Source organism: Nonomuraea sp. MG754425 (assembly GCF_021699195.1).
GTDB lineage: Bacteria > Actinomycetota > Actinomycetes > Streptosporangiales > Streptosporangiaceae > Nonomuraea.
Window position 1 is genome coordinate 64,405 of sequence record NZ_SSXE01000001.1, and the last position, 23,730, is coordinate 88,134.

Sequence of the window (23,730 nt, forward strand, 5' to 3'; positions counted from 1 at the left end):
GCGTCCCGGCCCTGGGCGGCCTCGGCGCCCGTGTGGCCGTGCGCGGTTGCGGCCTGCGGGGGCGGTTCCGTGGTTCCAGGCTGCTGGGAGGGTTCTGTGTACCCCGTGCGCCAGGGGTCGCCACGCGTACGTCGCGCAGGGCGTGCAGGCCCAGGCGGCGGCCGAGGGCAGGCTGTGCGTCGTCGGCGTCACCGGCGGCGATCCCGAGCGCGAACTGGCCACCGTGCGGCTCGCGCGCCGGGAGCACGCCGCGTGCGTGATCATCGCCGGTGCCGCCGTCGATCGCGGGTCCGGCTACGCCCACGTCCTGGCCGCGGCGGGGCTGCGGCCCGTCCTGTGCGGGCACCCGCCGCCCGGACCCGGCCTGCCCGCCCTCACCGTCGGGTACGACGACGCCGGCGGCGCGTACGCGATCACCAGCCACCTGCTCTCGGCCGGCCACCGGCGCATCCTGTTCCTCGGTCAGGGACCCGGCGACCGCCTCGCCGGCTACCGCGCCGCGCTGGCCGCCTTCCGGACGCCCCACGATCCCCGGCTGGAGGTCGAGGGCGCGATGGAGCGGAAGGACGGCCACCGGATGATCCGCGACCGGCTCGCGGCCGGGCCGCCCGACTTCACCGCCGTCCTCGCCGGAAACGACCTGGTCGCCGCCGGCGCCCGCCAGGCGCTGCGCGAGCACGGGCTGCGGGTGCCCGGCGACATCTCCCTGGCCGGCTTCGGCGACCTGCCGCCGTCCGCCGACATCGACCTGACCACCGTGCACGTCCCGTACGAGGAACTCGGCCGCACCGCCGTGCGCCTCGCGCTGCGGCGCGGCCAGGACAGGACGTCCGCGGCCGGGCACGTGCTGCTCGGCACCCACATCGTCGTCCGCGGCTCCGTCCGGCCGCTCCCGGGCTCGGGTGCTCCCGCAGTGGCCCCTCGGCGCGGGCCGGGGTGACCAAGGTGCGGCCATACTGCCCGTATACCGCCGGCCGCCGGGAGAGCGTGGGGCAGCGTGGCGGACACCAAGGTGCGGGTCCGCGCCCGGCGCTGCCTGCCGTCCACGATCGTGTGCGACAACACCTCGACCAAGAGCGGCTCAGGGCAGGGCCGGCACGGCAGGCCGGGAGTCGGTCCAGCCGACCTCGATCATCGTCTGGGTGTAGGACTTGCCCGGCATCGGCTCGCCCGCCAGGGACACCGTCTGCTCGGAGGACAGCAGCACCATCCTGCCGGTGTCGACGATCAGCCTGACCGTGGATGCGGTGGCCTTCTTGCCGGTCCCGGTCGACTGGTCGATCACGACGGCGGAGCCGGATCTGCCCAGGGGGTCCCGGACGCCGTCACCGCCGGAGCGGACGTGCGGCAGCGTCAGCAGGGCGCGGTAGGCCGCGGCGCGGACCTCCTTCGGGGCGGGCAGGTTGTACAGGAGCACCCGCAGGGTCGCTGACAGCCAGTGGTCCACGGAGCCCTGCTCGATCCGGCCGACCCTGGCCGCCTCCGTGAGCCAGCCCTTGAGCCGGTCCGGGTCCGCGGGCAGGCGCTGCACCTCCTCGTACGTCAGCCACTGCCCGCCGAGCTCGAACTTGTTGCGCGCCTCCGGCCACTGCCGCTGGTCCCGCACCTGGTTCACGCGTCCCTTGGCGGGTTCGGTGGACAGCTTGACGGTCTTGCCGTCGATCGACTCGCTCCACCTGGACGGGGAGCCGTCGCGCTGCCACGCCTTCCGGTCCCGCGCGGTCGCCGGGAGCGTCTCCAGCTCACGCCATCCGAACCAGCGGGTGGCGTCGGGGGCGCTCCACTCCTCCATGATCGATCGCTGAACCAGCGAGTAGGGATCCGACTTGGAGCCGAAGCGCCAGGGGTGGGAGTTGGTCATCAGCGACCTGGTGTGCCAGTAGGCGCCTTCCGGCGGAGCCGACGCGGACGCGGCCGGAACGGCCCCGCCCAGGACGGTGGCGCCCATGGCCAGGGCGACGCCGAGGATGACCAGCCGCCGGGCCGGGGCGGCCGTCCGCTCGCCCGATGAATACGAAGTCATGACCCTCCATACGCGTGAGCCGCTCGAAGCGTTGCCCGCGACCGAGTTTTCGCGCCCGGGGCAACGATCGCGGCGGCCGGGGCGTATTAGGGGACGTGAAATCGGACAGACATCGAACAGCCGGCCGGGCGCGGCATGGAACATGACTTCGGCGCCTTCGTGGCCGCACGCGCCACGAGCCTGCTGCGGGTCGCCTATCTCGCCTGTGGTGACGAGACGGAAGCCGAGGACCTGCTGCAGACGGCGCTTGAACGCACCTACCGGAACTGGGACCGGATCCACCACGACACCGCCGAGCCCTATGTGCGCCGCGTCATCGTCAACGCCGCCATCAGCCGCGCGCGCCGCCGCGCGATCCTCAACATCATCCCGATGCACAGCCCACCGGAGACGACGGCCCGCGCGAAGGACCCCGACCTGACGCACGTGCTCATGGACGCGCTGCGCGCCCTGCCGCCCCGGCAGCGGGCGGTGATCGTCCTGCGGTACTGGGAGGACCTCAGCGAGGCACAGACCGCCGAGGCGCTCAGGTGCTCGGCCGGCACGGTGAAGAGCCAGGCGTCGAAGGCCCTGGCCAAGCTCCGCTCGGCGCTCGGCAGGGAAACAGTGGAAGGAGTGATCAGGAATGCCCACGCTTGAGGACGAGATCCGCCGGCTCATGGCGGACGAGACATCGAGGCTGCACGCCGCCCCCGACCTGCTGGAGCGGGTGCTGCGCGGGCACCGCGGCAGGCGGAGGAGGGCCAGGGTCGCGGCGGTGGTGGCGTCGGTGGCCGCGTCCGTGGTCGTCGTGGCCGCGCCCGTCGTGCACCTGACCGCGGCGCCCACGCCCGGCGACCGGACCGCGGCCGACGAGCGGGCCACGACCTCCGCGATCCCGGAACCGCCGGCCATCGACGACGTCCCGCCCGAGCGGACCGAACCGGCGACCCTCGGCGATCTGGGCGACGGGAAGGAGGTCCGGCACGTCAAGGTGGGCTACCTGCCCGAGGGGCTGCGGTGGTCGGGGTGGTCGCTGGATGACGGCGACCGGTACACGGCCTCCTACAACTTCGACGGCGACAGCGACAGCACCTACCGGATGCAGCTCTTCGTGCACGAGGACACGGCACTCCAGGAGATCGCCGACCGCATCCAGATGTACCGCGACGAGGAGGAAGGCGAGGACGTGACCGTCGGCGACCGCAGCGGATACCTGGTCCTGGCGAACGTCGGCGAGGACGGCATGAAGGGCAGCCCCACCCTCTTCCTCAAGATGGGCGACCGGCAGTGGGCCGAGATCATCTTCAGCCCCGTCTACGTCAAGAGGTTCCCCGGCGACAAGGCCGTCCGCGCCGAGTTGTGGAAGGTCGCGGAAGGGCTCACCTCCACCCTGTGACGGCCGCGGGCGAACCGGTCAGGTTTCGAGAAGCGGGCGTCCGGGGCGGCTCCCTAGGGTGAGACTCGCCCAACGGGACACGCACAGGAGGAAAGCTCGCGATGAAGGACACGAAGCGCACCGCCGGCAGCACGTTCGAGGGCTTCTCGGAGGAGGAGCGGGCCGCCATGAAGGATCACGCCCAGGAGCTGAAGAAGGCCGCGCGTCGCGGCGCGCGTGCGGCCGACCTGGAGAACGACGTGCTCGCGAAGATCGCCGAGCTGGACGAGCCGGACCGCGTGATGGCCGGGCGCATCCACGCCATCGTCAAGGCCAACGCTCCGGAGCTGTCGGCGAAGCTCTGGTACGGCCAGCCGGCCTACGCCAGGGACGGCAAGGTCGTCTGCTTCTTCCAGCCCGCCCAGAAGTTCAAGACCAGGTACGCCACCCTCGGCTTCAGCGACGAGGCCCACCTGGACGACGGCGTCATGTGGGCAGCCTCCTTCGCCCTGACGGAGCTGACCCCCGACGCCGAGGCGCGGATCGCCGCGCTCGTGAAGCAGGCGGCGGGCTGATCGGCGCGACTCGCGGGGGCCCGCGCCGACCACGCCCGGCGCCCGGATGAACGACGCCCGGCGGGCCGGATGAACGACGCAGGGCCCGCCCCGCCTCCGTGGCCCGGCGGGGCCGCGGGCATCATCGGGGTGTGGGCCACGCAGACATGATCATGTCGTCCCGTTCGTTCCTGGAATACCGGGCCATGTTCGCGCTGGAGGAGCGCGACCTCGACGGCGTCGTCCTCGACTGCGCGGGGGGCGCGTCCGGTTTCGTCGCCGAGGCCGGCACGAGGGGCGTCCGCGCCGTGGCGGCGGACCCGCTCTACGCGCACGGGGCCGCGGTGTTGTCCGAACGCCTGTCGGCCGGCCTGGAGCAGGGCGACGCGATGATCGACGCGAACGCCGAGCGGTTCGTGTGGACGTGGTACGGCTCCGCCGAGCGCCGCCACGAGTTGCGCCGCGCCGCGCGGCGCGCGTTCGCCGCCGACATCAGGCGGCGGCCCGGCTCCTACCTCGCCGCCGGCCTGCCCCGGCTCCCGCTGGCCGCGCGGAGCGTGGACCTGGTGCTCTGCTCGCACCTGCTGTTCACCTGGGCCGACCGGCTGGACCAGGAGTGGCACCGGGCGGCGATCACGGAGCTGGCCCGGGTCAGCCGGGGCGAGGTGCGGATCTTCCCGCTGGTCCGCATGGGCGACGGCGAGCCGGTGCCGTTCCTCGGCGCACTCCTGGCGGACCTGCGCGCCGCGGGGCTGTCGTGCGAGGTCCGGCAGGTCCCGTACGAGTTCCAGCGCGGCGCCCGCCACCTGCTGGCCGTCACGGGGAGCCGGACCGGCTGAACGGCGGCGGGCCGCTCAGCCGGCAGGGTCCGCCATTAGCGGCGGGCGTCCTCCTCGACGGCCTTGAAGACGGCGTCGGCGATCGAGCGGGAGTCGACGCCGAAGTGCCGGCGCACGGCCTCCCGGGTGCCGGACAGCCCGAACCCGTCGGTGCCGAGCGAGGTCCACGGCTGGTCGATCCACGGCCGGATCTGGTCGGGGACCGCACGCATCCAGTCGCTGACCGCGATCACCGGCCCGCGCGCCCCCGCCAGGGCCCGCCGCAGGTACGGCACGCCGGAGGCGGTCATGGCGTCACGCCGCAGCTCGCTCCACGAGGTGACCGACCAGACGTCCACGCCCAGGCCGTAGTCCTCCTGGAGCAGCCGCTGCGCTTCCAGCGCCCAGTGGATGGCGGTGCCGCTGGCCAGCAGGTGGGCCTGGCCGCCGCCCTCGGCGTAGCGGTAGATCCCGCGCAGGATGCCCTCCTCGACGCCCTCGGGCATCGCGGGCTGGGGCATCGGCTCGTTGTAGACGGTCAGGTAGTAGAACACGTCCTCGGCGGCCGGGCCGTACATGCGCCTGAGCCCGTCGCGGACGATCGTGCCCACCTCGTAGGCGAAGGCCGGGTCGTAGGCCAGGCAGGCCGGGTTGGCGGAGGCGAGGAGCTGGGAGTGGCCGTCGGCGTGCTGGAGCCCCTCCCCGGTCATCGTCGTACGACCGGCGGTGGCGCCGACGAGGAACCCGCGTCCGAGCTGGTCGGCCAGCGCCCACATCTGGTCGCCCGTACGCTGCCAGCCGAACATCGAGTAGAAGATGTAGAACGGGATCATCGGCTCGCCGTGCGTGGCGTAGCTGGTCGCGGCGGCGGCGAAGGAGGCCATCGACCCCGCCTCGGTGATGCCTTCGAGCAGGATCTGCCCGTCCGTCGCCTCCTTGTACGACAGCAGCAGGTCGCGGTCCACGGCCTCGTAGCGCTGCCCCAGCGGGGAGTAGATCTTGGCCGTGGGGAACAGCGACTCCATGCCGAACGTCCTGGCCTCGTCGGGCACGATCGGCACCCAGCGGCGGCCGGTCTCCGGCTCCTTCATCAGGTCCTTGACCAGGCGGACGAAGGCCATGGTGGTGGCCACCGGCTGGGCCGAGCCCTTCTCCAGCGCCTGGAACGCCCGCTCGCCCGGCAGCACCGGCCCGTGGTGGGAGACCACCCGGCGGGGGACGGGGCCGCCGAGGGCGCGACGCCGCTCGGCCACGTACCGGGCCTCGGGGGAGTCGGGGCCCGGGTGCAGGTAGGGCGGCAGCTCACCGGCGAGCGCCGCGTCCGGCACGGGCAGGCCGAGGCGGTCGCGCAGCGCGCGGAACTCGTCCTGGGAGAGCTTCTTCATCTGGTGGTTGGCGTTGCGCGCCTCCACGCCCGCGCCGAGCGTCCAGCCCTTGACGGTCTGCACGAGGACGACGGTGGGCGCGCCCCGGTTGCCGAGCGCCCGCCGGTAGGCGGCGTGGACCTTGCGCGGCTCGTGGCCCGCCCGCGACCCGCCCACCACGCGCCGCAGGTCCTCGTCCGAGTACGGCACGTCCAGCCCCTGGAACAGGTGTTGCCTGATGTAGGCCCCCGTCGAGGCGGCGAACGTCTGGAACTGCCCGTCGGGCACCGCCGCCAGCCGGGCCACCAGTTCGTCGGACCCGAGCAGGCCGTCCCACTCCGAGCCCCACAGCGCCTTGACCACGTGCCAGCCCGCGCCCCTGAAGACGCCCTCCAGTTCCTGGACGATGCTGGTGTTGCCGCGGACCGGGCCGTCGAGCCGCTGGAGGTTGCAGTTGATCACGAAGGTGAGGTTGTCCAGCCCCTCGCGGGCGGCCAGGGTGAGGGCGGCGGTGGACTCGGGCTCGTCCATCTCGCCGTCGCCGAGGAAGGCCCATACGTGGCCGTGCGAGGTGTCCTTGATGCCGCGGTGGTGCAGGTAGCGGTTGAACCTGGCCTGGTAGATCGCGTTGAGCGGCCCCAGCCCCATGGACACCGTCGGGAACTGCCAGAAGCCCGGCATGGCCCGCGGATGCGGGTACGACGGCAGCCCGCCCTCGGGCTCCCGCCTGAACAGGTCGAGCTGCTCCTCGCTCAGCCGGCCCTCCAGGAAGGCGCGGGCGTAGATGCCCGGCGAGGCGTGGCCCTGGAAGTAGATCTGGTCGTGCTCGCCGTGGAAGAAGTGGTTGAAGCCCACCTCGTACAGCCAGGCGGCCGAGGCGTAGGTGGACAGGTGGCCGCCCAGGCCGAGCTTGCTGCCCCGGCTGATCATGACGGCGGCGTTCCACCGGTCGTAGGCGGCGACGCGTTCCTCCAGCGCCAGGTCGCCCGGGTAAGGGGGCTCTTCGGAGGTGGGCACCGTGTTGATGGGGCGGCTGCTCGTGGTGAGCCTTCTCAGCAGGTAGTCGGCCCGTTCGGGGCCGGCCGCCCGTCGTACCGCCTCAAGCGATTCGAGCCATTCGGCGGTCTCCTGCGGATCCAGGTCCTTCTGCATAATCCCATTAAACACCCTATGATCGATCATCCGACCTCTATGCTGGACGAGTGAAGCCCGTCGTACGCTCCCCCTTGCGTGAACACATCCGCCGGCTCCTGCTCGACGGCCTGATCGCCGGCCGCTGGGGTCCGGGCGACCGACTCGTCGAGCGGCAGATCGCGGCCGAGGCCGGCGTCAGCCAGGCCCCGGTGCGCGAGGCGCTGCGCGAACTGGAGGCGCTGCGCCTCATCGAGTTCTCACCCCACAAGGGCGCACGGGTGCGCACGCTCACCCAGACCGACCTGCGCCAGGTCTACGAGGTGCGGGCGGGGCTGGAGGAGACGGCCGTACGTCTCGGCCCCCCGCCCGTGGCGGCCCTGCGCGCCCACCTCGACGGCCTGCGCGAGGCGTCCGCCGGCTCCCTGACCGACCAGGTGCGCCACGGCGTGGCCTTCCACCGCGAGATCGTCAGGGCCTCCGGCAACGAGGTGCTGCTGTCCACGTGGGAGTCACTCGGCATCGAGGTGTGGACGCACGTGTCGATCCGGCTGTTCCGCACGCACGCCGTGGAGAACGCCGCCGACCACGAACCCCTCGTGGCGGCGTTCGAGAGCGGGGATCCGGCGGCGGGCGCGCTGCTGCGCGAGCACTTGCTCGGCTACGCCGCCGCGTAGCCTCCCCGGTTCAGTCGCCGAGGCCGGCGTCACGGACCTCGGCCAGGAGCTTCGCGGCCTGCTGCTCGACGGGCCTGGCGCCGATGTCCGCGGCGATCGTCATCGCCGTCTCCAACTGGGCGACGGCCTCAGCGGCGCGGCCGGCCACGTGGTGCAGTTCGCCCAGCGCCGTCCGCACGCGAGCCTCGTTGAGCAGGCTCTTGATGCTCCTGGTGATCTCCGTGGCGCCCGTCAGGGCGGCCTCGGCCTCCTCCAGCAGCCCCTGCCGCAGGCTCGACACCCCCAGGCCGTGCAGGGCCAGCGCCTCCCCCGCGCGGTCCCCGATCGTGCGCACGCTGAGCAGGGTCTTGGTGAAGACCTCGCGGGCCTCGGCGTAGCGCTCCTCCCGCAGTTCGAGGTTGCCCAGCCAGTAGCGGGTCTGGGCGAGGCCGCGCTGCGCGTCCAGCTCGGTGTAGATCGCCAGGGCGGCCTCGAAGCCGGCCCTGGCCCGCCCGAGCCGGCCGTGGTCGAGGTGGATCTGACCGACGGAGCGCAGGACATGCGCCTCGGTGCCCGCGTCGCCCGCCTCCCGCAGCTCCTCCAGCGCCCGCTCGTAACGGGGCATGGCCTGGTCGGGACGGCCCACGAACCGGTCGACCATGGCCAGGTAGGCGCGGGCGATGCCCCGGCCGTGGACGTCGCCCGCCTGCTCGAACAGGCGCAGCGAGCGCTCGAAGTCGGCCGCGGCCCCGTCGTACAGCGCCTTGTCGGCGTGCAACATCCCGCGCCGGTGCAGCACCGCGGCCTGCCCGCGCAGATCCCCCGCCTGCTCGGCGGCGGCGTAGCCGATCTCCAGCATCGCGCGCTGATCGTCCAGGTACGTACGCAGCGAGAAGAAGATCGCGGTCGTGCAGGCGAGGTCCCAGGACAGGTCCTCGTACCCGGTGGCCGCGGCCAGCGGCACCGCGTTGACGATGGTCAGCCGCTCGGTCTCGAACCACTCCACCGGGTCGGCGACCATCTCCCGCACGTAGCCGTCGGGCAGGGACCAGCGCTTGGGCGAACCGCGGACGATCTGGTGCTCACCGCCGTACAGAGCGCTGTAGGCCGCCCGGCACACCGACAGCAGGCAGCTCAGCATACGGCCGAGGGCGTCGTTGCGGACCGGGGCCGGGTCCTCGGCCTCGCTCATCTCCCGTGAGAACAGCCGCACCAGGTCGTGGAAGCGGTAGCGGGTGCGCCCCGCGAAGTCGCTCGCCGCGACCTGCAGCAACTGGGCGTCCACCAGGGTCTCGAGCAGCCGGTCCGCCTCGGGGACGCCGATGTCGAGCAGCGCCGCCGCCGCCCACGACGGGAAGCTGGTGACCTCGACGAGGCTCAGCCGCCGGAAGGCGCGCTGCTCGTCCTCCTCCAGCCCCTGGTAGCTGAGTTCGAAGACGGCACGCACGTGCATCGGCCCGTAGGCGAACTCGTCCAGCCTGCGCCGCTCGTCGCTGAGATGCGCCACGAGCGTGGCCGTGCTCCAGTGCCGCTTGGCCGCCAGCCGCGCCCCGGCGATGCGCAGCGCCAGCGGCAGGTGCCCGCACAGGGACGGCAGGTCCCTGAGCGCGGCGGGATCGCGGGCCAGCCGGTCCCGGCCGACGATGCGTTCCAGCAGGGTCGCCGACTGCGCGGGGCTGAGCACGTCGAGATCGACGTGCCGGGCTCCGGCGAGCGCGCCCAGCGACCTGCGGCTGGTGACGATGACGGCGCACGACGGGCTTCCCGGAAGCACCGGCATGACCTGGCCAGCGTCGGAGGCGTTGTCCAGGATGATCAGCGCCCGGCGGTCGGACATCAGCGTGCGGAACAGCTCCGCCCGCTCGTCGAGCGTCGGGGGGACGGAGTCGCCGCCCACCCCCAGGATCCGCAGGAACCGGCTGAGCACCTCGGCCGGGCCGACCGGCTCGACCTGCGTCCCGGTGCCGTGCAGGTCCATGAAGAGCTGCCCGTCGGGGAAGCGGGCGCGGGCCTCGTACGCCAGGTGCAGGGCGAGCGCGGTCTTGCCGATGCCGCCCATGCCCGAGAGGGCGGCAATGGCGACGGTGTTCCTGTCCGTGTCCTCCAGGTAGCGCCGCAGCTCCTGCCGGATGCCCTCGCGCCCGGTGAAGTCGGGCACGTCGGGGGGCAGCATGTTCGGCGCCGCCGGGCGGTCCGCCTCCTGGCCGCCCGCGGGCCCGCCCGTGCGCCCATCCATGCGCCCGCCTGTGCGCCCGTCTTCCGCCAGCAGCGCGGCGTGCGCGTCGCGGAGTCCGGGCGAGGGATCGACGCCGAGTTCGTCGGCGAGCCTCCTCCTGGTGGCCTCGAACCAGCGCAGCGCCTGGGCCCGGCGGCCGGACGCGCCGAGCACGGTGACGAGGCGCGCGTGCAGCCGCTCGTCATAGGGATGCAGTTCGGCCAGGGGGGCCAGGTGGTCCACCGCCTCTTCCGGCCGGTCGAGGGCGAGGGCGAGGTCGGCGAGGTCGATCACGCAGGCGAGCCGCGTCGTCTCCAGCCGGTGGGCCTCGGGGCAGGAGCGCAGCCCTTCGGGGGCGCCGAGCAGCACGGGCGCCCGCCACTCCGCCGACGCCCGCCGGAGCAGATCGAACCGGCGCGCGGGCTCGCGTTCGGCCGCCGCCGCCTCGGACAACTCCATGAAGCGCGCGGCGTCCAGCCGTACGCAGGTGATGTCGAGCCGGTAGCCGTGCCCGGTCAGCTCGATGGCGTCGGTCAGCGCCATCTGGTCGCGCAGCCAGGCCCGGATCCGCGAGATCCCGGTACGGAGCGCCCCCACGCTGGCCCCGCCCGGCCCCCAGGCCCACTCGACGAGCCGGTCCTCCGGCATCGGCCGGCCGGCCGCGAGCGCCAACCCCGACAGCAGCCACGGCCCGTTGCGTCCCGGGACGGACAGCTCGCGCCCCGCGACCCTGACCTCCAGGGGCCCGAGCACGCGGATCGCCGGCACGGGCCGTTCCGGCTGGTGAACCATTCGTATCCCCCCGGGGTACGAACTGGCTGCCCGAGGTGAGAAGCCCCTGCCAATCCGCTGTAAACGAACTGAAATCGGATCTTGGCAGCATACTCCGTGATCTGGAACCTCAGGGAAGGAGCATTCACATGTTCAAGGGCAAGATCGCGGCGCTGGTCCTGGCGCTCTCGGCGGTCGTGGGGGCGACCGCCGGGGCAGCCTCCTTCAGCGCCGCCCAGGAGGCTCCCACCAGCGTCCAGGCGGGCGGGCACTGCGAGTGGAACTGCGGCTGACCTCGGCCGCGGCCGAGGAACGCACGGGACGGGGATCCGGCGGAACAGGGGCCGGCGGAACGGGGATCCGGCAGTTCAGCGGCCGTCGAGCGGGGATCCGGCCATTCGGGGGGCCGGAGAACATGGGGGCCGGTGCCATGGGGCCGGCGTCAGGGGGCCGGGCATCAGGGGGATCGTCGTCATGTACGAGAACATCAACGCACCCCGGGCGCGAGCCCGGACAATCGGCTCCCGGACCTGGTTCGGCATCCTGGGGCCGCTGACCGTCACCATCGCGGGACGTCCGGTCCGCCTGGGCGGGTCGAGGGCGCAGGCCACGCTCGCCGCGCTGCTCCTGTCGGGCGGCCAGATCGTGCCCATCGACCGGCTCATCGACCAGGTGTGGGGCGACGAGCCACCCGCCTCCGGGCGCAACCAGGTGATGATCGCCATCTCCACCCTGCGAAAGTCGTTCCGGACGGCCGGCGGCGATCCCGACCTGATCGAGACCGTGGGCTCCGGCTACCGGATCCGTCATGCCGAGCTCGACGCCCACCAGGCGGAGGCGAATCGGGAGCGGGCCCGGCGCTCGCCGCCCGCCGAGAAGGCCGCGTTGCTGCGGGAGACGCTCGGGCTGTGGCGCGGCCAGGTGCTCGTGGGGATCACCAGCCCGCCGCTGCGGGCCGCCGCCGGCCGGTGGGAGGAGCTGCGGCTGAGCGTGCTGGAGGACTGGGCCGAGGCGGAACTGGCCCTCGGCAGGCATCGCGAGCTGGTCGGGACGCTGGGCGTCGCGGTGGCCGAGCACCCGCTGCGCGAACGCATCCGCACGCAGCTCATGCTCGCGCTGCACCGTTCCGGACGTCAGGCCGAGGCACTGACGGTCTACGACCGTGGCCGTACCGTGCTGGCGGAGGAGCTGGGGCTGCGTCCGGGTCAGTCGCTGCGCGACATGCACGCGGCGATCCTGCGCGACGAGCCCGGGATCCGCTGGGCCGGCGCCGGGAGGCGACCCGCCGGCGGCCCCCCGAGGGTCCGTCCGGCCCAGTTGCCTCCCGCGGTGTCGGCCTTCACGGGCCGCGGCGCGGAACTGGCCGCGCTCGACCGGCTGCTCGATCGCCAGGACCACCGCGGGGAGCTGCCGCTCTGCGTGGTGTACGGCATGGCCGGGGTCGGCAAGACCGGGCTGGCGGTGACGTGGGCGCACCGCGTGGCCGACCGGTTCCCCGACGGGCACCTGTTCGCCGGGCTGCGCGGCCACGACCCGTACGCGCCGCCGCTGCCGCCGGAAGCCGTGCTGGCCAGGTTCCTGCGCGCGCTCGGCGTCGGGTCCGAAGCCGTCCCGGACGGGCTCGACGAGCGGGCCGCGCTGTTCCGCAGCCTGCTCCAGAACCGGCGCGTGCTGATCGTGCTGGACGACGCCGCCTCGGCCACCCAGGTGCGCCCGCTGCTGGCGGGGTCGGCCTCCTGCTGCGTGATCGTCACCGCCCGCTCGCCGCTCGGGGGGCTCGTCGCCCAGGACGGCGCCCGCTGCCTCGGCCTGGACGAGCTCAGCCCCCAGGAGGCCGAAGAACTGCTCGAACGGATGGTGGGCGCCCAGCGGACGGCCGGTGAGCGCGGCGCCGCCCGCAGGGTCGGCGAGCTGTGCGACCGGCTGCCGCTGGCCCTGCGGATCGCCGGGGCCAAGCTGCTGTCCCGGAGCGACTGGACGCTCTCCTGCATGTCGGCCCGCCTGGAGAACGAGCAGAGCCGCCTGGACGAGCTGAGCCACGACGAGCTGGAGGTGCGCAAGGCCCTGGCACAGAGTTACCGGCACCTGCCGCCCACGGCCAGGCGCGCCTTCCGCCGGCTGGGGCTGCTCAGCCTGCCCGGCGGGTTCACCGCCCGCACGGTGGCCGCGCTCGCCGAGGTGCCGCTCCCGGACGCGGAGACGTTGTGCGAGAACCTCGTGGACGCGCAACTCGCCCGCCCCCACCACGGGGACACCCCCGAGGCCACCCGGTACGACCTGCCCGGCCTGGTACGGCTCTTCTCCGCCGAACGCGCCCACGAGGAGGACGACCACGACACGCGCGCCGCGGCCGTGGCACGGGCGACGGGCCGCCCGCCCGTTCGCCCCGAACAGCCCAGACAACGCGAAACCCACGCCTGCCGCCCAGACCCCCGCGCGCTGAGCGCCTCGTTCCCCGGCCGCCCCACCCGCCACCAGGGCGCCCGAGACCTCTGACGGAGGCTCATCCCGTGTCGGCTCGCGCCGGGTGCCTGGTCGGTGCGTCGAACTCGGCGGGTGACAGCCACTCGACGCCTGGGCCCGCGGCCTGTCCGCTCAGGCCAGGCCCCCTGCATCCGCTGCGCACAGCGCTTTCACGTAGCAGCGGGTCAGCGGGGCGCCCACGTAGCGGCCGTACGGCTCGGTCAGCGTGTACGCGCACCGCTCGTACAGCGCGATGGCCTCCGGCTGGCGCAGCCCGGTCGCCAGCAGCAGCCGGTGGTGGCCGAGGCTCCTGGCCAGGTCCTCCAGGGCCGACAGCAGCGCGGTGGCGATCCCGCGCCCGCGCTGCGCCGGGACCACGTACATGCGTTTGAGCTCTCCGGCGCCGTCGGCCATCGGCTGGACGGCGCCGCAGCCCACGGCCTGCCCGTCCACGGAGGCGACCAGGAACCTGGCGCCCTCCTTCACCTGCGAGCGGCCTTCGGGCCCGTAGCGGGCCACCAGTTCGGCGAAGGCCGCGTCGAGCAGGGTGGCGAGCTCGTGGTCCGTGGCGGGCCGCTCCTCGATCTTCACCTCGCCATAGTACGAAATGTCCGCTTATATCCCGGCGTTACAGCCCCAGCGTTGCGGCCCCGCGTTGCGCCCCGGCGCCACAACCCGGCGTCACAGCCCGAGCAGTCGGGCGGGCTCGGCCAGGATCTGCTGGACGATCAGCCCGGCCGCCCCGAGCACGGCCGCGTCACCGCCCGTCGCCGAGACCACGAGCGCGGGCGGCCTCCCCCGCATCTGCGCCAGCCGGGCGCGCAGCCCCTCCGAGACCGGCCGCTCCAGCCAGCGGTACAGCGGCGCGAAGATCCCGCCGAGCACGATCCGGCCGGGGTCCAGCAGGTGCACCGCCGAGGTGAGCGCCACGCCGAGCGCGTGCCCGGCCACCTCGCACGCCTCCAGCGCCCTCCCGTCGCCCGCCTCCAGACGCGCCACCAGTTCCCCCACCGAGGACAGCTCCCCGAGCAGCGCGTCCTGGCCCGCGTACACCTCCAGGCAGCCCCGCCCGCCGCACCGGCACGCGGGCCCGTCGGGCACGACCACCACGTGCCCCAGCTCGCCGGCCAGCCCGAACGTGCCCCTGAACACGCGCCCCTCGACCACCAGGCCCGCGCCGATGCCGATCTCGCCCGACACGTACAGGAAGTCCGGCTCCCGCGAGCCGAACCACAACTCGCCGAGCGCCGCCAGGTTCGCCTCGTTGTCGATCTCGAAGGGGTCGATCTTGACGGAAACGGCATCGACCGGCAGGTCCACCAGGCCCGCCACCCGTACGTCCCGCCACCCGAGATGCGGCGCGCTGCGCAGCACCCCGTCCTCGACCGTGCCCGGCACCGCCAGGGCCGCGCCGGCCAGTCGCAGCCCCTCCGCCTCCGCCTCGGCCGCGACCTCCTTCACCAGGTCCCGCAGCCCTTCGAGGATCTCGGCGGGGTCGGAGTCGCGGTTGCGGGACGGACGTACCCGCCGCAGCCGCACGGCCCGGGTGAGATCGACCACGCACGCCGCCAGGTAGTCGATGTTGATCTCCAGCCCGAGCGCGGCCACCCGGTGCCCGCTCATGCTGACCGCGACGCCCGGCCGCCCCCGCTCGCCACCCCGTACGGCGCCGCTCTCGGTCACCACGCCCGCTTCCAGCAGGTCCGCGACCAGGCTGGATACCGTGGTCTTGGTGAGCCCGGTCCTCTCGGCCAGCGCGGCGCGGGTGTGAGGTCCTGATCGGTCAATGGTCGCCAGGACTACGGCCAGGTTACGGGCGCGCATGGAATCATGCCGGACACCCCTTGACGACACCACACCCACCTCCTCAGGATTAATACAGATTATGGACTAAAGCCGACGAAGGATGGAAATGACCGCTTTCACGCCCACTCCCGACGACCGCTTCACCTTCGGCCTGTGGACCGTGGGCTGGCAGGCCCGCGACCCGTTCGGCGACGCCTCCCGTCCCGCCCTCGACCCCGTCGAGAGCGTGCACCGCCTGGCCGAGCTGGGCGCGCACGGCGTCACCTTCCACGACGACGACCTGCTCGCCGTCGAGCCCGACCGGGACAAGGCCGTCGCCGCCTTCAGGAAGGCCCTGGACGAGACCGGCATGAAGGTCCCCATGGCCACCACGAACCTGTTCACCCACCCGGTGTTCAAGGACGGCGCCTTCACCAGCAACGACCGCGACGTGCGCCGCTACGCGCTGCGCAAGGTCATCCGCAACATCGACCTGGCCGCCTCGCTGGGCGCGAAGACGTACGTGTGCTGGGGCGGGCGCGAGGGCTCCGAGTCCGACGCCGCCAAGGACGTCAAGGCCGCGATGGAGCGCTACAAGGAGGGCCTGGACCTCCTCTGCCAGTACGTCATCGACAAGGGCTACGACCTCCGCTTCGCCCTGGAGCCCAAGCCGAACGAGCCCCGCGGCGACATCCTGCTGCCCACCATCGGCCACGCCCTGGCGCTGATCGGCGAACTCGAGCACCCTGAGATGGTGGGACTCAACCCGGAGGTCGGCCACGAGCAGATGGCCGGGCTCAACTTCGTGCACGGCATCGCCCAGGCGCTGTGGCACGGCAAGCTCTTCCACATCGACCTCAACGGCCAGCACGGCCCGAAGTACGACCAGGACCTGATCTTCGGCCACGGCGACCTGAAGAGCGCGTTCTTCCTGGTGGACCTGCTGGAGAACGGCGGCTACGACGGCCCCCGCCACTTCGACTACAAGCCGCTGCGCACCGAGGACCCCGAGGACGTGTGGGTCTCGGCGGCGGCGAACATGCGCACGTACCTGATCCTGAAGGAGAAGTCGCGCGCCTTCCGCGCCGACCCCGAGGTCCAGGAGGCCCTGCGCGCCTCCCGCGTGGACGAGCTGGCCCAGCCCACGCTGGCCGCCGGCGAGACCTGGCAGGACCTCGCCAAGGACGACTTCGACGTCGAGGCCGCCGCCGCCCGCGGCTTCCACTTCACCCACCTCAACCAGCTCGCGCTCGAACACCTCATGGGGGTACGCGGATGACCCGACCGATCAGTGTCCAGCTCTACACCGTCAGAGACGAGTTGGCCGCCGACCGCGACGCGGTGCTGAGCCGCGTCGCGGAGATCGGATACCGGGCCGTCGAGCCCTACGACCCCATGACCGACCCCAAGGGATTCCGCCGCGTGGCCGACGACCTCGGGCTCACCGTGTCGAGCACGCACGCGTACGCGCTGCTCAGCGAGGAGCCCGCGAGGGTGTTCGACGCGATCGCCACCGTCGGCACCGACCAGGTGATCATCCCCGGCGGCATCCCGGAGACGGAGTTCACCACCCGCGACGGCCTCTCGCGCACGGCCGACCTGCTCAACGGCCTGGGCGAGCAGGCCGCCGCCCACGGGATGCGGATCGGCTACCACAACCACTGGTGGGAGATCGAGCCGGAGGTGGACGGCCGGCCCGCCATCGAGACGCTGGCTGGCCTGCTCGATCCGCAGGTCTTCCTGGAGATCGACACCTACTGGGCGGCCGTGGGCGGCGCCGACGTGCCCGCCCTGCTCGGCCGCCTGGCCGAACGGGTCCTGGCGCTGCACGTCAAGGACGGCCCGGGCGTCAAGGGCGAGCCGCACGTCGCGGTGGGCGGGGGCGTCATGCCCGTGCCCGCGATCCTCGCCGCCGCCCCCGAAGCCTGGCGTGTCGTCGAACTCGACGAGTGCGCGGGCGACGTCTTCGCCGCGCTCGCCGGCAGTCACGCCTACCTCACCTCCCTGGAGAGCTCTTGAGCAACGGCCCGGTCGGCGTCGCGATCGTCGGCGCCGGAGTCATCAGCGGCCAGTACCTCCGCAACCTCACCTCCTTCCCCGACGTGCGCGTGGTCGCCGTCGCGGACATCGACACCGACCGGGCCGCCACCGTGGCCAGGGAGCACGACGTCCGGGTGTCCGGCACCCTCGGCGACGTGCTCGCGCTGGCGGAGGTCGAGCTCGTCGTCAACCTCACGATCCCGGCCGCGCACGCGGCCGTCGCGCTGGAGAGCCTGCGCGCCGGCAAGCACGTGTACGGCGAGAAGCCCCTGGCCATGGACATGGACGAGGCCGCCAAGGTGATGGCCGAGGCCGAGAGCCGGGGCCTGCGGGTGGGCGGCGCCCCCGACACGTTCCTCGGCGCGGGGCTCCAGTCCACCGCCCACGCGCTGCGCTCCGGCCTGATCGGCGAGCCGGTCGCCGTCACGGCCGCGACGCAGAGCCTGGGCCCCGAGTCGTGGCACCCCAGCCCCGAGTTCCTCTACGCGCGCGGCGGCGGCCCGCTGTTCGACCTCGGCCCCTACTACCTGACCGCCCTCGTGTCCCTGCTCGGCCCCGTCACCCGGGTGGCGGCCGGCACGCGCAGGGCCCGCGACCAGCGCGTCATCGGCTCGGGGCCCAAGGCGGGCACGCTCTTCCCCGTGGAGGTACCCACCCACGTCAACGCCCTGCTCGACTTCCCCGGCACGGCCACGGCGGCGGCCACGTTCAGCTTCGACTCGGCCGTGAACCGCCGGATGATCGAGATCATCGGCACCGAGGGCGCGCTGTCGCTGCCCGACCCCAACACGTTCGAGGGCCCGCTGCTGGCCCGCGGGCCGGCCGACGCCGACTGGCGGGAGCTGCCGCTGTCGGGCACCACGGCGGGGCGCGGCATCGGCGTCCTGGACCTGGCCAGGTCGATCCGCGCGGGCACGCCGCACCGCGCGTCGGGCGGGCTGGCCCAGCACGTGCTGGAGCTCATGACGGCCATCACGGAGTCGGGGGAACGCGCCGAGTTCCGGCCGATCACCTCGACGACGGCCGCCCCGGAACCGCTGCCCGCGGGCTGGGACCCGTACGCCGCCACCCTGTCGTGACCGCGCGGGCGGCGACGGCTCCGTCGCCGCCCACGTGAAGCTGCGCAAAGGCATCTGGTCGTCGTCTTCTCCGGCCCGCGGAAGCCGGGAGAGGAGTGACGCGTTGGCTTGAAGCGGGCGGACCCGCGACAATGGCGCGATGGCTGACAGTGCCGAGACCGACTGGGTCTCCAGGTTCGCGGACGAGGTGATCTCCGAGGCGGAGCGACGCGCCCCGGGAAAAACGATCGTCTGCGCCTCCGGGCTGAGCCCGTCGGGCCCGATCCACCTGGGCAACCTGCGTGAGGTCATGACACCTCACCTGGTCGCCGACGAGATCAGGCGACGCGGCCTGGAGTGCACCCATCTGCTGTCGTGGGACGACTACGACCGCTTCCGCAGGGTGCCCGCGGGCATCGACCCGTCGTGGGCCGAGCACATCGGCAAGCCGCTGACCTCGGTGCCCGCCCCGCCCGGCAGCCCGCACGCCAACTGGGCCGAGCACTTCAAGGCGCCCATGGTGGCCGCGCTGGCGGAGCTGGGCGTGGAGTTCGACGGCATCAGCCAGACCGCGCAGTACACGTCGGGCGTCTACCGCGAGCAGATCCTGACGGCCGTGCGCGAGCGGGCCAGGATCGACGCCGTGCTGTCGCGCTACCGGGCCAAGCAGGTCGCGGCCGAGGGCTACTTCCCGTACCGGCCGTACTGCGACCTGTGCGAGCGCGACCTGACCACGGTCACCGCCTACGACGACGAGACGACCGAGCTGGCCTACACCTGCGAGTGCGGCTTCGGCGAGACCGTGCGCCTGGCCGAGCACGACCGCGGCAAGCTGGTGTGGAAGGTCGACTGGCCGATGCGCTGGGCCTACGAGGGCGTGGTCTTCGAGCCGTCCGGGGTCGATCACCACTCCCCCGGCTCGGCCTGGATCGTGGGCGGCCAGATCGTGGGCGAGGTGTTCGGCGGCGAGCAGCCGATCGGCCCCATGTACGCCTTCGTCGGCATCACCGGCATGGCCAAGATGAGCAGCTCCAAGGGCGACGTGCCGACCGCGGCCGACGCGCTGGAGATCATGGAGGCGCCGGTCCTGCGCTGGTTGTACGCCCGCCGCAAGCCCGCCCAGTCCTTCAAGATCGCCTTCGACCAGGAGATCCAGCGGCTCTACGACGAGTGGGACGCCCTGGGCCGCAAGGTCGCCGCCGGTCAGGCCCAGCCCGCCGAGCTGGCCGCCTACAACCGGGCGGTGGCCACGACCGCGGGCCCGCTGCCCGCCACGCCACGCCCGGTCGCCTACCGCACGCTGGCCTCCGTGGCCGACATCACGACCGGGCACCCCGAGCAGACGCTGCGCATCCTGCGCGACCTCGACGGAGTCGAGACGCTCGACGAGACCCGGCCGCGCCTCGACCGGGCGCAGCGCTGGGTCGACACCCACCTGGCCGCCGACCAGCGCACCCGCGTGCGCGAGTCGCCGGACCACGAGTTGCTCGACTCCCTCGGCCGCTCCGAGCGGGAGGCGCTGCGGCTGCTGGCCGACGGCCTGGAGAACTGGACGCTGGAGGCGCTGACGGCGCTGGTGTACGGCGTGCCCAAGCTCCAGGCGGGCCTGCCCGCCGACGCCAAGGCCACGCCGGAGCTGAAGACGGCGCAGCGGGCCTTCTTCGCCCTGCTCTACCGGCTGCTCGTCGGCCGTGACACCGGCCCCCGCCTGCCCACGCTGCTGATGGCCGTGGGCGCCGACCGGGTGCGCAAGCTGGTGGGTGAGTGAAGGGCGTCGTCCTCGTCACGGGTGTGCCGGCGGCCGGCAAGTCCACCGTGGCGCAGGCACTGGCCGAGCGGCTGCCCCGCTCGGTCCACGTGCGGGGCGACGCGTTCCGGCGCATGGTGGTCAGCGACCGCGCCGACATGACGCCGGACCCGACGCCGGAGGCGCTGCGCCAGCTCCGTCTCCGGCACCGGATCGCGGCCACCGTCGCGGACATGTACGTCGACGCGGGTTTCACGCCGGTGGTGCAGGATGTGGTCATCGGAGGTGAACTGGAACACTTCACGAAGACGGTTCGGTCACGTCCGCTGCACGTGATCGTCCTGGCGCCCGGCCCCGCCGAGGTCGAGCGCCGGGAGCGGGCCCGCGCCAAGTCCGGCTACGGCGGCGGATGGACGGCGGCCCGGCTCGACACCGTGTTGCGGCAGGAGAGCGCGCGCATCGGCCTGTGGCTGGACACCTCGCGGCAGAGCGTGGCGGAGACGGTCGAGGAGATCCTCTCCAGGGCCGCGGAGGCCGTCGTCGCGGAGGGCCCGCCGTTGCGCTGATCTTATGCAAGGCGGTGTCAAGCGGGCTGCATGCGTCCGGAGGAACCTTGGTTCCATGAACAAGCAGCCCTTCGCCGCCAGCGTAAGCGTCATCGTGCCCGCGATGAACGAGGCCGAGAATCTCCCCCACGTCTTCGCGACGCTGCCCGACTGGATCGACGAGGTCGTCCTCGTCGATGGCAACTCGACCGACGACACCATCGCCGTCGCGCGAGGGCTGCGCCCCGACCTGCGGGTCGTCGTCCAGAGCCGACGTGGCAAGGGCAATGCGCTCATCGAGGGTTTCCAGGCCGCCCGGGGCGACATCATCGTGATGATCGACGCCGACGGCTCCACCGACGGCAGGGAGATCCGTTCCTTCGTCGCCACCCTCATGAACGGCGCCGACTTCGCCAAGGGCTCCCGCTACGCCCCTGGTGGCGGCTCGGACGACCTCAGTCCGATCCGCTCGCTCGGCAACAAGGTCCTGACGGGGCTCACGAACATCCTCTACGGCACCCGCTACACCGACCTCTGCTACGGCTACAACGCCTTCTGGGCCCGCCACCTCGACGCCCTCGCCCTCGACTGCGACGGCTTCGAGATCGAGACCCTGATGAACGTCCGCGCCGCCCAGGCCGGCCTCATCATCCGCGAGGTCCCCAGCCACGAGCGCTCCCGCATCCACGGCGTGAGCAACCTGAACGCCGTCCGCGACGGCTGGCGGGTGCTCAAGACCATCCTGCGCGAGCGGGCCCGCGGCACCGCCGTGACGGCGCAGGCCCAAGTGGCGCTGGCCAAGTAGGGAGTGACATCCTCGGACAATGCGCTACATAGTGATCGGAGCAGGAGCAGTCGGGGGAACCATCGGCGCCCGCCTGTACCAGGGCGGGCACGACGTTCACCTCATCGCGAGAGGGGCCCACTACGAGGCCATCAAGCGCGACGGCCTGCGCCTGGTCACCCCTGACGGTTCCGAGACCCTCGACATCCCCGCCTCCGACGGCCCCGTGCCCACCCGCGACGACGACGTGCTCATCCTCGCGACCAAGTCGCAGGACACGATCTCCGCGCTGGCCCCGTGGTCGCCCGACCTGCCCGTGGTGTGCGCCCAGAACGGCGTCGCCAACGAACGCATGGTCCTGCGCCGCTTCGACCGCGTCTACGGCGTCTGCGTGTGGTTGCCGGCCCAGATCCCCCAGCCGGGCGTCATCGCCGCCCACGCCCACCCCTACTCCGGCATGCTGCACCTCGGCCGCTATCCACAGGGTGTGGACGACCTCGCCGCGAAGATCGCCGACGACTTCGGCAAACGCGGCCTCGTGGGACGCGCCGTCCCCGACGTGATGCGCTGGAAGTACGCCAAGCTGCTCAGCAACCTGGGCAACGCCGCCGAGGCGCTCCTCGGCCACGGGCCTGCCCTGCACGAGGTGGTCGGCCGCGCCAGAGCCGAGGCCAGGGCCGTGCTGGAGCACGCCGGCATCGCGTACGCCACTGCCGAGGAGGAGGCCGAGATCCGCGGCCACAAAGTCGACGCGCAGCCCATCGAGGGCATCGACCGCAGCGGCGGGTCGTCGTGGCAGAGCCTGGCCAGAGGAGCCGGCTCGATCGAGGCCGACTACCTCAACGGCGAGATCGTCCTGCTCGGCCGCGAGCACGGGCTGCCCACGCCGGTCAACGAGACGCTGCGGCGCGAGGCCAACAGGGCCGCCCGCGAGAAGCTGCCGCCCGGCTCGATGCCGCCCGAGACCCTGCTGGCCCTCATCGACGGGCGTTCCGCAGCCTGATCCCGCTGAACTCCAGGGTGCTGTCGGTCACCTGGTTCCAGAACGGCCACAGGTTGTCCAGCACCCTGAGCTGGATGCCCGCCTCCTCGTGCAGCTCGAACAGGTCGCCGACCGGCTCGGGCGGGCCCAGCGGCACCACGGGCGCCTGGGAGACCACGGCGTGCGGCGGCTCGCCGATGGGCGCGAACCCGTCGGCCGGCAGACGGTAGGCGTACAGGCGCACCTCCACCAGCGCCTTCAGCCAGCAGTACTCGATGGCGTGCACCCGCGTGCCGCAGCCCGACCCGACGATCCGGGCCGTGTCCGCCTCGGTGGTGCGCGGCCCGACCCAGGCCATCGCGCGCGGGCAGGCCCGCGGGAACCAGTAGTCGGGGCACCGGTCGTAGCCGACCGCCCACACGTACGGCTCGCTCAGGACGCTCGTCACCGCCATGTGCGGGACGAAGCGCTCGATCGTCGGGTCTTCGGAGAAGTGCAGCACCTGGCCCGGTTCGGGTCTCATGAACGCCATCATCGCGCATACCCGGTCGATCTCCGGGCAGAAGAAACCCCTCTTACGACAAGGGGTGAGTTAGGTGATCGTACTGGGACTGCTCCTGGTCCTGCTCGCCGGCGGTGCGTTCGCGCTGGTGCTCACTGAGGAGAGCGCCAGGTACATCCTGTTCGGCTACACCTTCGAGCTCGGCCACGTCCAGATGTTCCTGGCGGGGGCGGCGGCCGCGGCCGTCCTGCTGGCGGGCGTCTGGCTGCTGGGCTCGGGGTCGCGCCGGGCCGCCAGGCAGCGTCGCAGGCTGCGCGCCGCCAGGGCGGAGACCTCCAACCGGATGGCCCGGCTGGAGGGCGAGAAGCGCGATCTGGAACGGAAGCTGGAGCGCGAGCACACCGCCGTGCCCGGCGACCGTCTGGTCGCCGGCGCGGAGGACCCGCGTTAGACCACGTCCGCGCTCTGGCGCGAGGGGAACAGCTTGCCCTCGCGCCAGAGCGCGAACCCCGTGATCACCGCCCCCAGCCCCTCCCAGAGCCCGACGCCGAAGAACTCGCCCGGCGCCGCCCCGGTCAGCACCAGCGTGCTGAAGACCACGAACGTCACCAGCCGGAACGGCACCGTCCAGCGGAAGAACGGCGTGTAGTCGTGCGACGAGGCGAACAGGTAGTAGACGCCCATGTTCACGGCCGCCATCGAGCTGGCCGCCATGTACACCAGCGTGTAGTCGCCGGCCGGCCGCACGTCGAGCACCTCGAACCCCAGCATGCCCAGCAGGGTGTCGGGCGAGATCAGTCCGAGCAGACCGAGCGCGAAGGCGAGAAATCCGAACACGGCGATGGTCCAGCCGGAGAAAGAACGCGGAAGACGCACAGAAATCCTTCCAAAGGGGGGTGTACTCTGCGAGGCGATCTCATCATGCACCCGGAGGT

The 23,730-nt window shown here is 72.7% G+C and carries 23 protein-coding genes; 16 read left to right on the forward strand and 7 right to left on the reverse strand.

Translation table 11 applies throughout. The annotated features are described in order from the left end of the window. Nucleotides 1-142 precede the first annotated feature (142 nt). The gene (locus FAF44_RS00360; RefSeq protein ID WP_237100904.1) at nt 143-940 is read left to right on the forward strand and encodes a LacI family DNA-binding transcriptional regulator; all 798 of its coding nucleotides are present in this window, start codon (nt 143-145) and stop codon (nt 938-940) included. Nucleotides 941-1,081: 141 nt separating this feature from the next. Here the strand turns inward: FAF44_RS00360 and FAF44_RS00365 are convergent, their stop codons facing one another. Then, nucleotides 1,082-2,023, reverse strand: coding sequence for a hypothetical protein (locus FAF44_RS00365; protein WP_237100905.1), 942 nt, complete (start codon nt 2,021-2,023; stop codon nt 1,082-1,084). 135 nt (nt 2,024-2,158) lie between these two features. Between FAF44_RS00365 and FAF44_RS00370 the strand changes: the two genes are divergently transcribed. The 4 genes from FAF44_RS00370 (at nt 2,159) to FAF44_RS00385 (ending at nt 4,773) form a co-directional block, all read left to right on the forward strand. Beyond that, nucleotides 2,159-2,662, forward strand: coding sequence for a SigE family RNA polymerase sigma factor (locus FAF44_RS00370; protein WP_237100906.1), 504 nt, complete (start codon nt 2,159-2,161; stop codon nt 2,660-2,662). Beyond that, nucleotides 2,649-3,401 carry a hypothetical protein gene (locus tag FAF44_RS00375; protein WP_237100907.1) on the forward strand — a complete coding sequence of 251 codons (753 nt, stop codon included), beginning with the start codon at nt 2,649-2,651 and terminating at the stop codon, nt 3,399-3,401. Before FAF44_RS00370 ends, FAF44_RS00375 begins: the two co-directional genes overlap by 14 nt. A 101-nt stretch (nt 3,402-3,502) precedes the next feature. Next, entirely contained in the window at nt 3,503-3,955 is a 453-nt protein-coding gene (locus tag FAF44_RS00380; protein ID WP_237100908.1) for an iron chaperone, read from the forward strand. A 131-nt stretch (nt 3,956-4,086) separates the two neighbouring features. After that, nucleotides 4,087-4,773 (forward strand): methyltransferase, encoded by a 687-nt coding sequence (locus FAF44_RS00385; protein ID WP_237100909.1) that lies wholly within the window; start codon nt 4,087-4,089, stop codon nt 4,771-4,773. Between the two features lie 35 nt (nt 4,774-4,808). On the opposite strand, the gene aceE is transcribed toward FAF44_RS00385, so the two are convergent. Beyond that, the gene (gene aceE / locus FAF44_RS00390) at nt 4,809-7,268 is read right to left on the reverse strand and encodes a pyruvate dehydrogenase (acetyl-transferring), homodimeric type (protein ID WP_237100910.1); all 2,460 of its coding nucleotides are present in this window, start codon (nt 7,266-7,268) and stop codon (nt 4,809-4,811) included. A 50-nt stretch (nt 7,269-7,318) separates the two neighbouring features. Between aceE and FAF44_RS00395 the strand changes: the two genes are divergently transcribed. Further along, nucleotides 7,319-7,924, forward strand: coding sequence for a GntR family transcriptional regulator (locus FAF44_RS00395; RefSeq protein ID WP_237100911.1), 606 nt, complete (start codon nt 7,319-7,321; stop codon nt 7,922-7,924). Nucleotides 7,925-7,934: 10 nt separating this feature from the next. Here the strand turns inward: FAF44_RS00395 and FAF44_RS00400 are convergent, their stop codons facing one another. Continuing rightward, complete coding sequence (locus FAF44_RS00400; RefSeq protein WP_237100912.1) at nt 7,935-10,886, reverse strand: BTAD domain-containing putative transcriptional regulator; 2,952 nt, start codon at nt 10,884-10,886, stop codon at nt 7,935-7,937. Nucleotides 10,887-11,038: 152 nt separating this feature from the next. Here FAF44_RS00400 and FAF44_RS00405 point away from each other — a divergent pair, with 152 nt between their 5' ends. Continuing rightward, nucleotides 11,039-11,182, forward strand: a complete 144-nt coding sequence (locus FAF44_RS00405; protein WP_237100913.1) for a hypothetical protein — start codon at nt 11,039-11,041, stop codon at nt 11,180-11,182. Nucleotides 11,183-11,363: 181 nt separating this feature from the next. Beyond that, nucleotides 11,364-13,385: an AfsR/SARP family transcriptional regulator gene (locus FAF44_RS00410; RefSeq protein ID WP_237100914.1), complete on the forward strand. Its 2,022-nt coding sequence runs from the start codon at nt 11,364-11,366 to the stop codon at nt 13,383-13,385. Nucleotides 13,386-13,484: 99 nt separating this feature from the next. Here the strand turns inward: FAF44_RS00410 and FAF44_RS00415 are convergent, their stop codons facing one another. Continuing rightward, the gene (locus tag FAF44_RS00415) at nt 13,485-13,943 is read right to left on the reverse strand and encodes a GNAT family N-acetyltransferase (protein ID WP_237100915.1); all 459 of its coding nucleotides are present in this window, start codon (nt 13,941-13,943) and stop codon (nt 13,485-13,487) included. A 90-nt stretch (nt 13,944-14,033) separates the two neighbouring features. After that, nucleotides 14,034-15,176 (reverse strand): ROK family transcriptional regulator, encoded by a 1,143-nt coding sequence (locus FAF44_RS00420; RefSeq protein ID WP_237100916.1) that lies wholly within the window; start codon nt 15,174-15,176, stop codon nt 14,034-14,036. A gap of 88 nt (nt 15,177-15,264) precedes the next feature. On the opposite strand from FAF44_RS00420, the gene xylA reads away from it, so the two are divergent. The 7 genes from xylA (at nt 15,265) to FAF44_RS00455 (ending at nt 22,314) form a co-directional block, all read left to right on the forward strand. Continuing rightward, nucleotides 15,265-16,416, forward strand: coding sequence for a xylose isomerase (xylA, locus tag FAF44_RS00425; RefSeq protein WP_237100917.1), 1,152 nt, complete (start codon nt 15,265-15,267; stop codon nt 16,414-16,416). After that, nucleotides 16,413-17,156: a sugar phosphate isomerase/epimerase gene (locus tag FAF44_RS00430; RefSeq protein WP_237100918.1), complete on the forward strand. Its 744-nt coding sequence runs from the start codon at nt 16,413-16,415 to the stop codon at nt 17,154-17,156. Before xylA ends, FAF44_RS00430 begins: the two co-directional genes overlap by 4 nt. Next, on the forward strand, nt 17,153-18,256 hold the full coding sequence (locus FAF44_RS00435) for a Gfo/Idh/MocA family protein (protein WP_237100919.1): 1,104 nt from the start codon (nt 17,153-17,155) through the stop codon (nt 18,254-18,256). The genes FAF44_RS00430 and FAF44_RS00435 overlap by 4 nt, the downstream gene beginning before the upstream one ends. A gap of 139 nt (nt 18,257-18,395) precedes the next feature. After that, nucleotides 18,396-20,003: a lysine--tRNA ligase gene (gene lysS, locus FAF44_RS00440; RefSeq protein ID WP_237100920.1), complete on the forward strand. Its 1,608-nt coding sequence runs from the start codon at nt 18,396-18,398 to the stop codon at nt 20,001-20,003. Further along, the gene (locus tag FAF44_RS00445) at nt 20,000-20,548 is read left to right on the forward strand and encodes an AAA family ATPase (protein ID WP_237100921.1); all 549 of its coding nucleotides are present in this window, start codon (nt 20,000-20,002) and stop codon (nt 20,546-20,548) included. The genes lysS and FAF44_RS00445 overlap by 4 nt, the downstream gene beginning before the upstream one ends. Nucleotides 20,549-20,603: 55 nt before the next feature. Further along, nucleotides 20,604-21,332: a glycosyltransferase family 2 protein gene (locus FAF44_RS00450; protein ID WP_237100922.1), complete on the forward strand. Its 729-nt coding sequence runs from the start codon at nt 20,604-20,606 to the stop codon at nt 21,330-21,332. Nucleotides 21,333-21,351: 19 nt separating this feature from the next. Then, the gene (locus tag FAF44_RS00455; RefSeq protein ID WP_237100923.1) at nt 21,352-22,314 is read left to right on the forward strand and encodes a ketopantoate reductase family protein; all 963 of its coding nucleotides are present in this window, start codon (nt 21,352-21,354) and stop codon (nt 22,312-22,314) included. Here FAF44_RS00455 and FAF44_RS00460 read toward each other — a convergent pair. Continuing rightward, nucleotides 22,289-22,816: a DUF6886 family protein gene (locus FAF44_RS00460; RefSeq protein ID WP_237100924.1), complete on the reverse strand. Its 528-nt coding sequence runs from the start codon at nt 22,814-22,816 to the stop codon at nt 22,289-22,291. The two genes, FAF44_RS00455 and FAF44_RS00460, sit on opposite strands and share 26 nt — an antisense overlap. Before the next feature lie 73 nt (nt 22,817-22,889). Between FAF44_RS00460 and FAF44_RS00465 the strand changes: the two genes are divergently transcribed. Beyond that, a complete protein-coding gene (locus FAF44_RS00465) occupies nt 22,890-23,246 on the forward strand; it encodes a hypothetical protein (RefSeq protein WP_237100925.1) in 357 nt (118 codons plus the stop codon). Here FAF44_RS00465 and FAF44_RS00470 read toward each other — a convergent pair. Then, nucleotides 23,243-23,632 (reverse strand): hypothetical protein, encoded by a 390-nt coding sequence (locus tag FAF44_RS00470; protein WP_237100926.1) that lies wholly within the window; start codon nt 23,630-23,632, stop codon nt 23,243-23,245. The two genes, FAF44_RS00465 and FAF44_RS00470, sit on opposite strands and share 4 nt — an antisense overlap. Nucleotides 23,633-23,730: the final 98 nt, after the last annotated feature.

Coding starts and splice junctions, on each gene's coding strand:
- FAF44_RS00455 (WP_237100923.1), top strand. CDS start 21,352: ATGCGCTACATAGTGATCGGAGCAGGAGCAGTCGGGGGAACCATCGGC.
- FAF44_RS00380 (WP_237100908.1), top strand. CDS start 3,503: ATGAAGGACACGAAGCGCACCGCCGGCAGCACGTTCGAGGGCTTCTCG.
- aceE (WP_237100910.1), bottom strand. CDS start 7,268: ATGCAGAAGGACCTGGATCCGCAGGAGACCGCCGAATGGCTCGAATCG.
- FAF44_RS00405 (WP_237100913.1), top strand. CDS start 11,039: ATGTTCAAGGGCAAGATCGCGGCGCTGGTCCTGGCGCTCTCGGCGGTC.
- FAF44_RS00375 (WP_237100907.1), top strand. CDS start 2,649: ATGCCCACGCTTGAGGACGAGATCCGCCGGCTCATGGCGGACGAGACA.
- FAF44_RS00410 (WP_237100914.1), top strand. CDS start 11,364: ATGTACGAGAACATCAACGCACCCCGGGCGCGAGCCCGGACAATCGGC.
- FAF44_RS00450 (WP_237100922.1), top strand. CDS start 20,604: ATGAACAAGCAGCCCTTCGCCGCCAGCGTAAGCGTCATCGTGCCCGCG.
- xylA (WP_237100917.1), top strand. CDS start 15,265: ATGACCGCTTTCACGCCCACTCCCGACGACCGCTTCACCTTCGGCCTG.
- FAF44_RS00370 (WP_237100906.1), top strand. CDS start 2,159: ATGGAACATGACTTCGGCGCCTTCGTGGCCGCACGCGCCACGAGCCTG.
- FAF44_RS00420 (WP_237100916.1), bottom strand. CDS start 15,176: ATGCGCGCCCGTAACCTGGCCGTAGTCCTGGCGACCATTGACCGATCA.
- FAF44_RS00430 (WP_237100918.1), top strand. CDS start 16,413: ATGACCCGACCGATCAGTGTCCAGCTCTACACCGTCAGAGACGAGTTG.
- FAF44_RS00365 (WP_237100905.1), bottom strand. CDS start 2,023: ATGACTTCGTATTCATCGGGCGAGCGGACGGCCGCCCCGGCCCGGCGG.
- lysS (WP_237100920.1), top strand. CDS start 18,396: ATGGCTGACAGTGCCGAGACCGACTGGGTCTCCAGGTTCGCGGACGAG.
- FAF44_RS00460 (WP_237100924.1), bottom strand. CDS start 22,816: ATGAGACCCGAACCGGGCCAGGTGCTGCACTTCTCCGAAGACCCGACG.